The 13,778-nt window shown below is 44.1% G+C and carries 12 protein-coding genes; 10 read left to right on the forward strand and 2 right to left on the reverse strand.

The annotated features are described in order from the left end of the window. The first annotated feature begins 19 nt into the window (after positions 1–19). The 6 genes from ubiE to tatC all read left to right on the forward strand — a co-directional run bounded on the left by ubiE (position 20) and on the right by tatC (position 4,598). Positions 20–799: a bifunctional demethylmenaquinone methyltransferase/2-methoxy-6-polyprenyl-1,4-benzoquinol methylase UbiE gene (ubiE, locus tag L3V37_RS08745; RefSeq protein ID WP_005379210.1), complete on the forward strand. Its 780-nt coding sequence runs from the start codon at positions 20–22 to the stop codon at positions 797–799. 11 nt (positions 800–810) lie between these two features. Then, positions 811–1,446 carry an SCP2 domain-containing protein gene (locus L3V37_RS08750; protein ID WP_005379213.1) on the forward strand — a complete coding sequence of 212 codons (636 nt, stop codon included), beginning with the start codon at positions 811–813 and terminating at the stop codon, positions 1,444–1,446. Continuing rightward, complete coding sequence (gene ubiB / locus L3V37_RS08755; protein WP_005379226.1) at positions 1,443–3,077, forward strand: ubiquinone biosynthesis regulatory protein kinase UbiB; 1,635 nt, start codon at positions 1,443–1,445, stop codon at positions 3,075–3,077. The genes L3V37_RS08750 and ubiB overlap by 4 nt, the downstream gene beginning before the upstream one ends. 52 nt (positions 3,078–3,129) lie before the next feature. Beyond that, positions 3,130–3,375, forward strand: a complete 246-nt coding sequence (gene tatA / locus L3V37_RS08760) for a Sec-independent protein translocase subunit TatA (RefSeq protein ID WP_005382958.1) — start codon at positions 3,130–3,132, stop codon at positions 3,373–3,375. A gap of 3 nt (positions 3,376–3,378) precedes the next feature. After that, positions 3,379–3,777 carry a Sec-independent protein translocase protein TatB gene (gene tatB, locus L3V37_RS08765; protein ID WP_017635021.1) on the forward strand — a complete coding sequence of 133 codons (399 nt, stop codon included), beginning with the start codon at positions 3,379–3,381 and terminating at the stop codon, positions 3,775–3,777. A 68-nt stretch (positions 3,778–3,845) separates the two neighbouring features. Further along, entirely contained in the window at positions 3,846–4,598 is a 753-nt protein-coding gene (gene tatC, locus L3V37_RS08770) for a twin-arginine translocase subunit TatC (protein ID WP_005379234.1), read from the forward strand. 459 nt (positions 4,599–5,057) lie between these two features. Here tatC and L3V37_RS08775 read toward each other — a convergent pair whose 3' ends face one another. After that, positions 5,058–5,819, reverse strand: coding sequence for a TatD family hydrolase (locus L3V37_RS08775; protein ID WP_130544871.1), 762 nt, complete (start codon positions 5,817–5,819; stop codon positions 5,058–5,060). Positions 5,820–6,003: 184 nt separating this feature from the next. Between L3V37_RS08775 and hemB the strand changes: the two genes are divergently transcribed. The 3 genes from hemB (at position 6,004) to polA (ending at position 11,033) form a co-directional block, all read left to right on the forward strand. After that, a complete protein-coding gene (gene hemB, locus L3V37_RS08780) occupies positions 6,004–7,065 on the forward strand; it encodes a porphobilinogen synthase (RefSeq protein ID WP_031777176.1) in 1,062 nt (353 codons plus the stop codon). Between the two features lie 127 nt (positions 7,066–7,192). Continuing rightward, positions 7,193–7,627 (forward strand): GNAT family N-acetyltransferase, encoded by a 435-nt coding sequence (locus tag L3V37_RS08785; RefSeq protein ID WP_005379245.1) that lies wholly within the window; start codon positions 7,193–7,195, stop codon positions 7,625–7,627. A gap of 619 nt (positions 7,628–8,246) precedes the next feature. Continuing rightward, positions 8,247–11,033 carry a DNA polymerase I gene (gene polA / locus L3V37_RS08790; protein ID WP_005379246.1) on the forward strand — a complete coding sequence of 929 codons (2,787 nt, stop codon included), beginning with the start codon at positions 8,247–8,249 and terminating at the stop codon, positions 11,031–11,033. A gap of 747 nt (positions 11,034–11,780) precedes the next feature. Here the strand turns inward: polA and yihA are convergent. Next, on the reverse strand, positions 11,781–12,440 hold the full coding sequence (gene yihA, locus L3V37_RS08795; RefSeq protein WP_031779017.1) for a ribosome biogenesis GTP-binding protein YihA/YsxC: 660 nt from the start codon (positions 12,438–12,440) through the stop codon (positions 11,781–11,783). Positions 12,441–12,599: 159 nt separating this feature from the next. Between yihA and L3V37_RS08800 the strand changes: the two genes are divergently transcribed. Further along, positions 12,600–13,217 (forward strand): cytochrome c, encoded by a 618-nt coding sequence (locus L3V37_RS08800; protein ID WP_005379248.1) that lies wholly within the window; start codon positions 12,600–12,602, stop codon positions 13,215–13,217. Positions 13,218–13,778 lie beyond the last annotated feature (561 nt).

The raw sequence follows: 13,778 nt of genomic DNA on the forward strand, positions 1-13,778 counted from the left end.
CTGCCTAAGAGGAATTAGAATGACGGACACAAGTTTGCAATCCAATACAGCGTTAGAGAATGAAACCACTCACTTTGGTTTCTCTACAGTGGCAAAAGACGAAAAAGTGACTAAGGTTGCCGAAGTATTCCACTCCGTGGCAACAAAATACGACATCATGAATGACCTGATGTCAGGTGGTATTCACCGCCTTTGGAAGCGCTTCACTATCGATTGTAGTGGCGCTCGCCCTGGCCAACGTATTCTTGACCTAGGTGGTGGTACGGGGGATTTGACGGCGAAATTCTCGCGCATTGTTGGCGATGAAGGCCATGTCATCCTTGCCGATATCAATAACTCAATGCTTAACGTTGGTCGCGATAAACTGCGTGATAACGGTATTGTGGGTAACGTGCATTACGTTCAAGCCAACGCAGAAGAACTGCCGTTCCCAGATGATTATTTTGATGTCATCACCATCAGTTTTTGTTTGCGTAATGTGACTGACAAAGACAAAGCGCTTCGTTCAATGTTCCGCGTACTGAAGCCTGGCGGCCGTCTATTGGTGTTGGAATTTTCAAAACCAGTGCTAGAGCCGTTATCGAAAGTATACGACGCATATTCATTCCACTTGTTGCCGAGAATCGGTGAGCTAGTTGCGAATGACTCAGAGAGTTACCGCTACCTAGCGGAGTCAATCCGTATGCATCCAGACCAAGAAACGCTGGAAGGCATGATGCAAGACGCAGGTTTTGAAAACACCAAATACTACAACTTAACTGGTGGTATTGTGGCTTTGCATCGCGGTTATAAATTCTAAGGGTTAACGGCATGCCATTTGAACCACTTATCACCGCTGTGATTGAAACGTCACTGAATACACTGATCAAAGACGACCCTGCATTGGGCCGTCGTTTAGCGCGTCTAAAAGGTCAAGTTATTCAAGTTCACCTGAAAGAGATCAATAAAACACTGACATTCGTTTTTAGTCAGCAAATTGATGTGCTTGGTCATTACGAAGGGCAGCCTAACTGCTATCTATCGCTCAACTTGAGTGTGTTACCAGAGCTGCGCGATCAGGCCAACATCACTCGTCTTATTAAACAAGATAAACTTGAACTCGAAGGCGATATTCAATTGGCGCAGAAATTCTCTCAGTTGATGGTGGATTGCAAACCAGATGTTGAAGAGTGGTTGTCTCGCGTGACTGGCGATGTCGCCGCACATACCTTTGTGCAAGGTTCAAAAAACATCGGCAACTTTCTTGCGTCTCAAGCAGAAAAACACCAGCGTCATCTTGCGCAAGTAGTGACTGAAGAATGGAAACTGGCTCCCGCTCCGTTAGAAGTGGCCTATTTCTGCGACCAAGTTGATGAGGTTCGTAGCCAGGCTTCTCGCATTGAAGCTCGTTTAACGGCTTTGCTGAATAAGCTGGATGCAGATAAGCCTGCATTGGAGAAACCATGACGCCAGCAGAACTAAAGCGCTTATACCACATCGCCAAAGTACAACTGGAATACGGCTTAGATGAGCTGCTTCCCGATCACCAACTGACCAAAGCTCCGCTTTTACTGCGCAAAAGCTTGTTTTGGATTAAGAACAAGCACCCAGAAAAACCACTCGGTGAACGTCTGCGTTTAGCACTGCAAGAGCTGGGGCCGGTTTGGATTAAGTTCGGTCAGATGATGTCGACGCGCCGTGACTTATTTCCTCCGCATATCGCTGATCCCCTAGCTTTACTTCAAGACCAAGTCGCGCCTTTTGATGGCGAGTTGGCAAAAAAGCAGATGGAGCAAGCATTAGGTGGTCCGTTAGAAAAATGGTTTACCGAGTTTGATATCAAACCACTGGCGTCTGCGTCGATTGCTCAGGTACATACTGCGCGCATAAAAGACACTAACCAAGAAGTGGTATTAAAGGTTATCCGCCCAGATATTCGCCCAGTCATTGATTCAGATCTAAAACTGATGCACCGAATGGCGCGTATAGTCGCCGGAGCGATGCCTGAAGCACGTCGTTTAAAACCAGTTGAAGTCGTGCGTGAGTACGAGAAAACCCTGCTGGATGAACTCGACTTGCGACGTGAGGCGGCGAATGCCATTCAGTTGCGCCGCAACTTTGAGGGCAGCGAAGAATTGTATGTTCCTGAAGTTTTTCCCGACTTCAGTAATGAAACTGTCATGGTTTCTGAGCGAATATATGGCATTCAAGTCTCTGATATTGAAGGCTTGAAAGCAAATGGCACCAATATGAAATTGCTCGCGGAACGCGGTGTGAGTGTGTTCTTCACTCAGGTGTTCCGAGACAGCTTTTTCCATGCCGATATGCATCCGGGTAATGTGTTCGTCAAACCCGAACATCCAGAGAACCCAATGTGGATAGGGCTAGATTGCGGAATCGTTGGTACACTTAATAGCGAAGACAAGCGTTATCTGGCGGAAAACTTCCTGGCGTTTTTCAATCGTGACTACCGCCGAGTGGCGGAGTTACATGTTGATTCAGGGTGGGTGCCTGCGGATACCAATGTCGATGAGTTTGAGTTCGCGATTCGCATTGTGTGTGAGCCTATTTTTGCTAAGCCATTGTGCGAAATCTCCTTTGGTCATGTGTTGTTGAATTTGTTCAACACGGCACGTCGATTCAATATGGAGGTTCAGCCACAACTTGTACTGTTGCAAAAAACGCTGTTGTACGTGGAAGGGCTTGGTAGGCAGCTATATCCTCAACTTGATTTGTGGGAGACCGCAAAACCATTCCTGGAAGAATGGATGATGAATCAAGTTGGGCCGCAAGCTCTAGTGAATGCGATTAAAGACCGCGCACCATTTTGGGCAGAGAAATTACCTGAACTGCCAGAGCTACTTTACGATAGCCTGAAACAAGGTAAAGCGATGAATCAACGTATGGATCAGCTTTATCAAGGGTATCGCCAGAGCAAGCGTCAGCAGGCGACAGGAAAGTTTTTGTTTGGCGTTGGCGCGACTTTAGTCGTATGCTCGGCAATATTGGTGAACGATGCTTTTGAGCAGCTTTCGTTGGCCTGCGGTATCGCAGGTGTCACATTTTGGCTGCTTAGTTGGCGAGCTTATCGTCAATAGACGTTAAACTCTTGAAATATTTTTGTTTGTTTAAAGACCCGAGGTAAAGAGAATGGGTGGTATCAGTGTTTGGCAACTTCTAATCATTGCTGTAATTGTTGTATTGCTATTCGGAACAAAGAAACTACGCGGTATCGGTGGCGATCTGGGTGGTGCCGTTAAGGGCTTCAAAAAAGCGATGAGCGAAGATGAACCTGCGAAAAATGACAAAGACGCAGACTTCGAACCAAAAAGTCTAGAAGAGCAGCAGAAAAAAGAAGCTGCTCCTGAAACGAAAAAAGACAAAGAGCAGGCGTAAAACGTGTTTGATATCGGTTTTTGGGAACTGGTATTAATATCTGTTGTTGGTCTGGTCGTTCTTGGGCCGGAGCGTTTGCCTCATGCTATTCGCAGCGTGTCTCGCTTTATCGGTGCCGCTAAGAGTATGGCAAATAGCGTCAAAGACGAATTGTCACACGAGCTGAAAGTCCAAGAGCTGCAAGAAAACTTGCGCAAAGCAGAACAAATGGGGATGGATGATTTGTCCCCTGAGTTGAAATCTTCAGTTGAAGAGTTGAAGAAGGCAGCGCAATCTGTAAATCGTCCTTACGCAAAGAACACCGATTCAGAGGCTGAGCCTGTAAAAACAGAGCCAGCAGTCGAAGAGGCCGTGAAAGCGCAAGAGAGCAAGGTTACAGCGGCAGATAAGAAAGCCGAATAGTCTCATTAGGAGGAGCTACTAGTGATTGGTAGCTCCTTTTTGATCTGGTTTTTAATAAGAGGTTTGCCATGTCTACCGTCGAGCAGACACAACCTTTAATTAGTCATTTGTTGGAGCTTCGCAACCGACTACTGCGTTCAATCCTCGCAGTGTTGGTCGTGTTTGTCGGACTAATTTATTTCTCTAACCACATTTACGAGTTTGTTTCCGCACCTTTAGTAGAACGTCTACCTGAAGGCGCGACCATGATTGCTACGGATGTAGCGTCACCTTTTTTTACGCCACTTAAGCTGACGTTAATTGCTTCGGTATTTATTGCGGTGCCGTTTATCTTGTATCAAGTGTGGGCATTTGTAGCGCCAGGTTTGTACAAGCATGAACGTCGATTGATCATGCCACTGCTGTTCTCTAGTTCGCTATTGTTCTACTGTGGAGTGGCATTTGCCTACTTCGTGGTATTTCCATTGGTGTTTGGCTTCTTTACCGCCATCTCTCTTGGTGGAGTAGAGTTTGCAACTGATATCTCGAGTTATCTCGACTTTGTGCTGGCGCTATTTATGGCGTTTGGTATCGCATTCGAGGTGCCTGTTGCGATTATTTTGTTGTGTTGGACTGGGGCCACTACACCAGAAGATTTAAGACAGAAACGTCCTTATATTATAGTGGCTGCGTTTGTCGTAGGCATGGTGTTAACGCCACCAGACATGATCTCGCAAACCTTACTCGCTATTCCGATGTGTTTACTGTTTGAAGTCGGTTTGTTCTTCGCGCGTTTTTATACTCGTCGAAGCGAAGAAGTAGAAGCGGAAACCGAAGAATAAGGCTTATCTAGATGTGAAAAGCGGCTCAATTGAGCCGCTTTTTTTGCGGTTGGTTTTTTCTTGGGCTAATTACTTAACTTTCATGACGTAACCACATTTTGTGCATACGTATACCTCCTTGATGCCCAGCAGCTTTTGAAAAAAACTGCGCGGTACGCGTTGTAAGTAAGCACCATGTGTACACACTTCAACTTCCATGTTCATGCTGTTTTACATTTGTGCTAATTAATGGGCGTAAATCAGTATAGAAAAATAATGTGTCGAGTTGTCGACAGTTTTGCAAAGCGGACGAAGTAAAGTGACGATATGAGAAGTAAGTAGAGTTGCTAGTTAATTATTATGTTTATCAATAATTTTGTATGGATTGTTCTACTATTTCAACGGGTTGAATCGTTCATTCAATAGTTTAGGTGATAAAAAAGCGACGTTGATTTCGTCGCTTTTTTCAATTCTCGTGAATTAAATATTAAACAGCTTTTTGGCATTCTCAGTCGTTATGGCATCGATGGTTGCGATGTCGACATCACGCAAGTCGGCAACACGTTGTGCAACGAGAGAAGTGTAGGCTGGTTCATTACGTTTACCACGGTGTGGCACCGGCGCTAAATATGGACAGTCGGTTTCTAAAATGACCCACTGCATATCCAAATGTGGAATGACTTTATCCATCCCGCCATTCTTAAAGGTTGATACGCCACCCAAGCCTAAGTGGAAGCCTAGCTCATTGATTGCTTGTGCTTCTTCTAAGCTGCCTCCAAAACAGTGGAATACACCACGCAGACGACCATCTTGCTCTTGTCGTAGCAAAGTGAGTGTTTCTTCAATCGAATCACGAGTGTGGATAACGACCGGTAAATCCATCTCTTTTGCCCAGTTAAGTTGAGCTACGAACGCCATTTCTTGCTCAGCACGATAGGTTTTATCCCAATATAGGTCGATACCGATTTCGCCCACCGCAATAAACTTGTGTTTCTCAAACCAACCGCGGATGATCTCCAACGTTTGTTCAACATTGCTGTCCACATAACAAGGGTGCAGCCCCATCATTGAGTGGCATACGTCAGGATATGTCGCTTCGGTTTTTAGCATGGGCTCAATAGAGTCCAGATCGATGTTTGGCAACAGGATTTTATTAATGCCTTGCGTTAAGGCGCGTTGTACTACTTCATCGCGGTCGTTATCAAATTCGCTAGCATAGATGTGCGCGTGGGTATCGATCATCGTTACTCTCTGTGCTTCATGGTTGGTTTCGTATTCGAAGTATACTTGAGTGTGAGTGCTAGGTCATTTTCAGTTTTTTTCATTACCTTTTTCCAGATTGTCACTCGCAACATGCATCAAGAGTGATATGATTTTGTTCACCAGATGATTTGATCATCATAACCGTCCAGACAAGGAGAAAATGGTGTCTGTATCAATTCAAGGTCCATTCCCTGCACGCCGTATGCGTCGTTTACGTAAGCACGATTTTAGTCGTCGTTTGATGGCTGAGAACCAACTTTCTGTTAATGATCTGATTTACCCAATGTTCATTCTTATGGGTAAAGATCGTCGTGAGAGCGTGGAGTCCATGCCGGGTGTAGAGCGTTTGTCGATTGATTTAATGCTAGAAGAAGCACAATACCTTGCAAATCTAGGCGTTCCAGCAATCGCGCTTTTCCCTGTCGTAAACCAAGACGCTAAAAGCTTATGTGCTACTGAAGCCTACAACCCAGAAGGTTTGGTTCAGCGAGCAGTACGAGCGCTTAAAGAACACATTCCTCAAATTGGTGTAATCACAGACGTGGCACTCGACCCATTCACGACACATGGCCAAGACGGCATCATCGATGAAGATGGCTACGTAATGAATGATGAAACCACAGAAGTATTGGTTAAGCAGGCTTTGTCTCATGCAGAAGCGGGTGCTGACGTAGTCGCGCCTTCAGACATGATGGATGGCCGAATTGGTAAGATCCGCGAAGCATTAGAAAACGCGGGCTACATTCATACTCAAATCATGGCTTACTCGGCTAAGTACGCATCGAACTACTACGGACCATTCCGTGATGCGGTTGGCTCTTCTTCAAATCTAAAAGGCGGCAACAAGAAAAACTACCAAATGGACCCAGCAAACATTGATGAAGCGATTCACGAAGTGGCGCTAGACATCAATGAAGGTGCGGACATGGTGATGGTTAAACCTGGTATGCCATACTTAGATGTAGTTCGCCGAGTAAAAACTGAACTTCAAGTACCGACATTTGCTTATCAAGTCTCTGGCGAGTACGCGATGCATAAAGCGGCGATCATGAATGGCTGGCTCAAAGAGCGTGAAATTGTGATGGAATCACTATTGTGCTTCAAACGTGCAGGTGCAGATGGCATCTTAACGTACTTTGCGAAAGACGTTGCTGAGTGGTTGGCAGAAGAGAATGCACAAACTGCTCAACACCTAAATCGTACTCCGGAAGCGACAGAAGAGTAATTATCGCTCAGTGAGAAATACCAGACCAACAAGAGTTGTTCGTCTGTATATACCCAAGTAACCTCAGGCGGATTACAACAGTAACAATCCAAGGTGCTTGGGTATTTTTATTTTGGAGAAGAGAACAATGACAATGCTGATTCGTGAAGGCACATTGGAAGAAGCACTTCAAGTTGTGGCGCGTGTTACCGAGTTTTCGAAAGGAGAAACGGTAGACTCCATGACTCAACGTTTAGAAGAGAAAAACAGTTTAATCCTCGTTGCAGAAAAAAATGGCACGATTGTCGGCTTCAAAATAGGTTACGAATTAGAGGATGGTGTTTTCTATAGCTGGTTAGGTGGTGTTGTCCCTGAAGCTCGAAATGAAGGCGTGGCACAACTGCTTTTGGAAGCTCAAGAGGATTGGGTGGCAGAACAAGGCTACAACACATTAAAAGTGAAATCTCGAAACCAGTTTCCGGCTATGCTTCGCTTGTTATTGAGAAATGGCTATATCATTGAAAAGTTTGAAGAAAAAGTAAATCTTCGAGAATCTAGAGTGCATTTCATTAAAGCAATGTGAAAATAAATGAGATTTTTTCTCATTTAACTGTTGACTACGAAATGAGAATCATTATTATTAAACCTGTCTTAGGGAATGAGGAAAGTTCACAAGGACGTTGAGTGACTTATTAACAGAAGTTAATTAACTGAAAGTTGAGAAGTGATGAAACATTTTTCCGAGAACTTGCACGAATTCTTTTTGACACGACATTGCTCACATTGCTTCCAGTGTAATTTATAGCTTCTTGGTTAAGCTGCTCTATTTACAGAATTTGCTTTACCACTTCTGCTAGGCGACCCCATTCGGGTCGCTTTTTTCTTTTCTACGATTTCTATTTGACGTCACTATTAATATCTTTTCCACATGCGATGATCATTTTAGGATCGTTGATCTTCTCGCCGTCATGCGAATTTATTGTTATAAATCAATGGTTTGAGTTGGTGTTTTCTTGTGTTTTTTGTTATTGGATAACCAGTGGATAATTTCTATAAACAGAGTTATCCACAGGAGGTGGTGTTTTCGTGAATAAAGTCGGAAAAATTTACGCGACCTAGATCGAGCGAACAAGATAGATTCAGATCAGCAGTCATGGCATCCTAGGCAGATCTCTCAAGTACTGAATTGGATACAGACAATTATGGCAAGTATTCCTGAAAATCCGTTGATCCTTATCGACGGCTCTTCTTACCTATATCGCGCTTTTCACGCCTACCCGGGCACCATGAGCAATGGTGAAATTCCAACTAATGCCGTTTACGGCGTCGTGAACATGTTACGCAGCATGATGCGTCAGTTTGCGTCTGAGCGCATCGCGGTGGTTTTCGATGCAAAGGGAAAAACCTTTCGTGATGATATGTATGCAGAATACAAAGCGAATCGTCCGCCAATGCCGGATGACCTGCGTTGTCAAATTGAACCATTACACAATGTTATTCGTGCAATGGGTTTGCCGCTGATCTGTGTTCCTGGCGTCGAGGCGGATGACGTCATCGGTACGTTAGCATACCAAGCATCACAAAAGGGCATGCCTGTATTGATCAGTACTGGTGATAAAGACATGGCGCAGCTAGTGGATGATAACATTACTTTGATCAACACCATGACAAACGTCGTAATGGATCGTGAAGGTGTGGTTGAAAAGTTTGGCATTCCACCTGAGTTGATCATCGACTACTTAGCACTGATGGGCGATAAAGTAGATAACATTCCTGGTGTACCGGGTGTCGGTGATAAAACGGCGACCGCACTACTGCAAGGTATTGGTGGTCTGACGAAGTTGTATGAAAACCTCGATGATATTGCAGGGCTTGGTTTCCGTGGTTCTAAAACCATGGCGAAAAAGCTCATCGACAACAAAGAAAATGCCATGCTTTCGTATGAGCTCGCGACCATCAAATTGGATGTTGAGCTTGAGGAAACGCCAGAATCATTGCTGAAAGCGGAACCAAATAAAGACGAATTAGTGAAGCTGTATGGCCAACTGACGTTTAAATCTTGGTTGAATGAACTACTTGAAGGCGGTTCTGGATCTGTGGAGGCCGTAGAGCTTGCAGGATCTTCACAAGCTTCTTCTTCTCAAGCCGAGATGGAAACTTCTGCGGTAACAATCGATCGCAGCCAATATGAAACAATTCTGGATAAAGAAACCTTCAATGCTTGGCTAGATAAACTTCAAACGGCTGAGCTGTTTGCATTTGATACGGAGACCGATAACCTAGATTACATGCTAGCGAATCTAGTTGGTTTGTCATTCGCTGTCGATGAAGGTATTGCGGCTTATGTGCCAGTTGCACATGACTATTTAGATGCGCCTGAACAGCTTGATCGTGATTGGGTACTAGAACAGCTGAAGCCAATTCTTGAAGATGCAGCGAAAGCAAAAGTCGGTCAAAACTTAAAGTATGATGCGTCTGTACTCGCTCGTTACGACATTGAGCTAAAAGGTATCAAGCACGACACGATGTTGGAATCGTATATCTACAACAGTGTCGGCGGTAAACACGATATGGACAGCTTGGCGCTTCGCTTCCTACAGCACAGCTGCATTTCTTTTGAGCAAATTGCAGGTAAAGGCAAAAATCAGCTTACGTTTAACCAAATCGAACTGGAACAAGCATCGCCATACGCGGCAGAAGATGCGGATGTGACCCTTCGTCTGCACAATCGCTTGTTTGCTAATATCGAGCAGGATGAAAGCCTGAAGACAGTTTACGAAGAGATTGAAATGCCGTTGGTGCCAGTTCTTTCGCGCATTGAACGCACTGGGGTCTTTATTGATGAAATGAAGCTGAGTGCGCAGTCGGTCGAGATTACCGCTCGCCTTGATGAGCTTGAAAAGAAAGCGTACGAAATTGCAGAGCAAGAGTTTAATATGAACTCGCCAAAGCAATTACAAGCCATCCTATTTGAAAAAATGGGTTTACCGGTTGTGAAGAAAACGCCATCAGGCACACCATCGACGAATGAAGAAGTTCTGCAAGAACTCGCGCTAGACTACCCGCTACCAAAACTGATTTTGGAATACCGTGGTTTGGCGAAGCTAAAATCAACTTACACCGACAAACTGCCGAAGATGATCAACCCATCGACGGGACGTGTGCATACTTCTTACCACCAAGCAGTGACTGCAACGGGTCGTCTATCTTCTACTGATCCGAACTTACAGAACATTCCAATTCGTAACGAAGCTGGCCGTCGTATTCGTCAAGCGTTTGTCGCGCCATCAGGGCATAAAATCTTAGCGGTCGACTACTCGCAAATCGAACTACGCATCATGGCGCACCTTTCTGGCGACCAAGCGTTGTTGGATGCATTCCGTGATGGCAAAGATATCCACGCGGCAACCGCAGCAGAAATCATGGGTGTTTCTATTGAAGACGTTTCAAGTGAGCAACGTCGTCGTGCGAAAGCGGTTAATTTCGGTCTTATTTACGGCATGAGTGCGTTTGGTTTGGCGAAGCAATTAGGCATTCCTCGTGGTGAGGCTCAAGCGTACATGGATACATACTTTGAACGTTACCCAGGCGTGATGCAGTACATGGAAGACACACGCAGCACGGCAGCAGATAAAGGGTATGTTGAAACGATTTTTGGTCGACGTTTGCATTTACCAGAAATCAAATCGCGCAACGGGATGCGTCGTAAAGCTGCTGAACGTGCGGCAATCAACGCACCAATGCAAGGTACGGCTGCGGACATCATTAAGAAAGCGATGCTGTTGGTTGATCAGTGGATTCAGGAAGAAGGCAATGGTCGTGTGAAGTTATTAATGCAAGTACACGATGAATTGGTCTTTGAAGTTGAAGAGTCATCATTGTCCGAAATTGAAAGTAAAGTACAGAAATTGATGGAATCTGCAGCAGAGCTAAAAGTACCGTTGGTTGCAGAAGCAGGTCATGGTGATAACTGGGATCAAGCTCATTAGTCATTTTTAGACCAAAATAACCAATTAATTATGAGCCAGCGCACAAACGCTGGCTTTTTTTTGAGATTAAAAAAGCTAGCGCAAAGTTAACTTTGATGTTGCTTAATAAAAGTTTCATGAAAAAAAACTACAAAAATTCTTTGCAATTCTGACCAATTGTTGTACATTAATACTCGTAGGGTACAGAGGTAAGATGTTCTATCTTTCAGACCTTTTGTTTCACGTTATTGGATTAGGCTGATTCAGCCGCCCCAGTCAGTTTTTGACTGGGGCGTTTTTTATTGGGCGAAAGAAAATTATTCTTTTGGATCAGTAACTTAAAGTAAGCCTTCAAAAACCTTCTTTTTTGACCTTTCTAAGTCACTGCAAAATCTCGATTTTTCCTTCAAATTTATTGCGTTATTCATCCTGTAAATTTACGCCAGTCACACTATTATTTTTTCTTGAAGGAAACTAAGTTACATCTTTTTGAAGCTTTGCTTGGCTTAACTGTCTGAATTGTAATGCTATTGGGTGTTTTTGGAGTGAATGTTTGGTGATAAACAGGAAACAAGAGCGCTTTTTAACCTATTGAAATCGAATCTCAGTTCAGCAATGCTTCGTCACATAACAATAATTACCAATTTTTCTCTCCCGTTATCCCTGCCAGGAAGGCGGGGATTTTTATTGCCTGTTATTTAGTTCAGATAAACAAAAGCCCCACCAAATGGTAGGGCCGTGTCGAAGAAATTTAACAAATATTGTTAATTATTCTTCATCGCTCGCAGGTGTCTCTTGTTCGTCTTCTTCTATCAGGTGCGCTAGTGCTGGTGCAAACCAGATATCCAGTTTTGCACGTAGTTGATCGACACCTAATCCTTTAAGTGAAGAGAACACATCAACAGAAACGTCACCACCGAAAGTTTCTACTTGCTTACGAACTTTCAGTAGAGTTTGTTTGCGTGCACCACTTTTTAGTTTATCTGCTTTGGTTAGCAAAACCTGCACAGGAATGTGGCTATCGATGGCCCAGAAAATCATTTGTTGGTCGAGATCTTTCATTGGATGACGAATGTCCATTAGAACCACTAAGCCTTTTAGGCACTCGCGTTTCTGTAGGTATTCACCCAAAGATTTCTGCCATTTGTTTTTCATCTCTACCGGTACTTGAGCAAAACCGTATCCAGGTAGATCGACAATGTGACAACCTTCTTCTACTTTGAAAAGGTTGATTAATTGCGTACGACCAGGTGTCTTTGATGTCTTGGCTAAGCTTTTTTGATTAGTTAGACGGTTAAGTGCACTCGATTTACCAGCGTTTGAGCGTCCTGCAAACGCAATTTCGACACCTTCGTCTTCCGGCAGGTGACGAATATCGGGTGCGCTGGTGATGAAATGCGTATTTTGGTAATGAATTTTTACGCTCACTGTTAACTCCATCTCGACTTTGTGTAGTCGATTGATTACTTTTTTGTGAAAATGTGTAAAATAACCGTGCTCGGCATAAGGTCGCCTATTGTACCATGAGTGTACGCGGTATGTTCACATTCCGTGGTACTGGAAGCTTGATAATTATAATGGAATGTCATGAAGAAATTAGCGCTAATTTTGAGTCTTTTAGCCAGTTGCTCAGTATGGGCCCAAGGTAATATTGAGGCTGGTAAAGCAAAATCACAAACCTGTGTCGCCTGTCACGGAGCAGATGGCAACAGTGCAATAACAACGTACCCGAAACTCGCAGGCCAACACGCTAAGTATCTTGAGAAGCAGTTAAAAGAACTTAAGCTAGGCATGACAAGTGGTGGTAAACAAGGTCGTTACGATCCTGTAATGAGTGGTATGGCAATGCCACTGAGCGATGAAGATATCGCAGACCTATCTGCTTACTACGCTTCGCTACCAGTTTCAGAAAACTCAACACCTGAAGATGTAGTAGCAAAAGGCAAAACGCTTTATACCGCTGGTGATGCCGAGCGTGGCCTAACCGCATGTATTGCATGTCATGGTCCTCGTGGCAATGGTACTGAGCTTTCAGGTTTCCCGAAAATTTCTGGTCAGCATGCTGACTACATCAAAGCTCAGCTAGAAAAATTCCGTGATGGCGACCGTGGTAATGATATGAATGCCATGATGCGCGACATCGCGAAGAAAATGACAGACGAAGATATCGAAGTGCTGTCTAAATACGTTGGCGGTCTGCACTAATATACCTAAATCGCTCAAGATCCTGCATCTTGAGCTGGTTGGGTAGATGTCCCTACATCGTTCGAGCAACTTGTACAAAAATGCCCTAGTGAATCCACTAGGGCATTTTTGTTCGTGACAGATATCACAGTCGAGTTTGGATACGAAAGCGATAGTTGGCTCGGCAGTTTGTGAGACATTTGCCATACTTGATGTTGGCTTTTTCTTGTTAGTGTTTTTAAGTTTTTGATTAAATGATAATTTTGATTTTTTAGAAAAATAGGCGGATTTTTTTTTCAACCCATTACTTGTGAGCATAACGGGATGGCGTAAAGTAGAAGTCGTTCACAGGGGGTGAATGTAAGGATTTAAGACCACGGTTTAGGTCTCCAAGGATGTAGCTCGGATGCTTGGTGATTTAGAAAGGGATTTAGATAGGTAGGGAGCCTATCAGATAAGGATGGTCATCTCGTCTGACGGTTAAGACAGTGAAACGGATCAGGCACAGGAAGTTGCTCAGTAGACAGGAAGTAAACGGATAGCCAAAACTCATCAGGAAGATGAAAAACAACTCTTTTTGGC

This window comes from Vibrio sp. D54, from assembly GCF_021728075.1.
GTDB classification, from domain to species: domain Bacteria; phylum Pseudomonadota; class Gammaproteobacteria; order Enterobacterales; family Vibrionaceae; genus Vibrio; species Vibrio alginolyticus.

Excerpts from the sequence above, each read along its gene's own strand:
- L3V37_RS08800 (WP_005379248.1), top strand. The coding sequence starts at position 12,600 with ATGAAGAAATTAGCGCTAATTTTGAGTCTTTTAGCCAGTTGCTCAGTA.
- L3V37_RS08750 (WP_005379213.1), top strand. The coding sequence starts at position 811 with ATGCCATTTGAACCACTTATCACCGCTGTGATTGAAACGTCACTGAAT.
- polA (WP_005379246.1), top strand. The coding sequence starts at position 8,247 with ATGGCAAGTATTCCTGAAAATCCGTTGATCCTTATCGACGGCTCTTCT.
- ubiE (WP_005379210.1), top strand. The coding sequence starts at position 20 with ATGACGGACACAAGTTTGCAATCCAATACAGCGTTAGAGAATGAAACC.
- tatC (WP_005379234.1), top strand. The coding sequence starts at position 3,846 with ATGTCTACCGTCGAGCAGACACAACCTTTAATTAGTCATTTGTTGGAG.
- L3V37_RS08775 (WP_130544871.1), bottom strand. The coding sequence starts at position 5,819 with ATGATCGATACCCACGCGCACATCTATGCTAGCGAATTTGATAACGAC.
- L3V37_RS08785 (WP_005379245.1), top strand. The coding sequence starts at position 7,193 with ATGACAATGCTGATTCGTGAAGGCACATTGGAAGAAGCACTTCAAGTT.
- ubiB (WP_005379226.1), top strand. The coding sequence starts at position 1,443 with ATGACGCCAGCAGAACTAAAGCGCTTATACCACATCGCCAAAGTACAA.
- tatA (WP_005382958.1), top strand. The coding sequence starts at position 3,130 with ATGGGTGGTATCAGTGTTTGGCAACTTCTAATCATTGCTGTAATTGTT.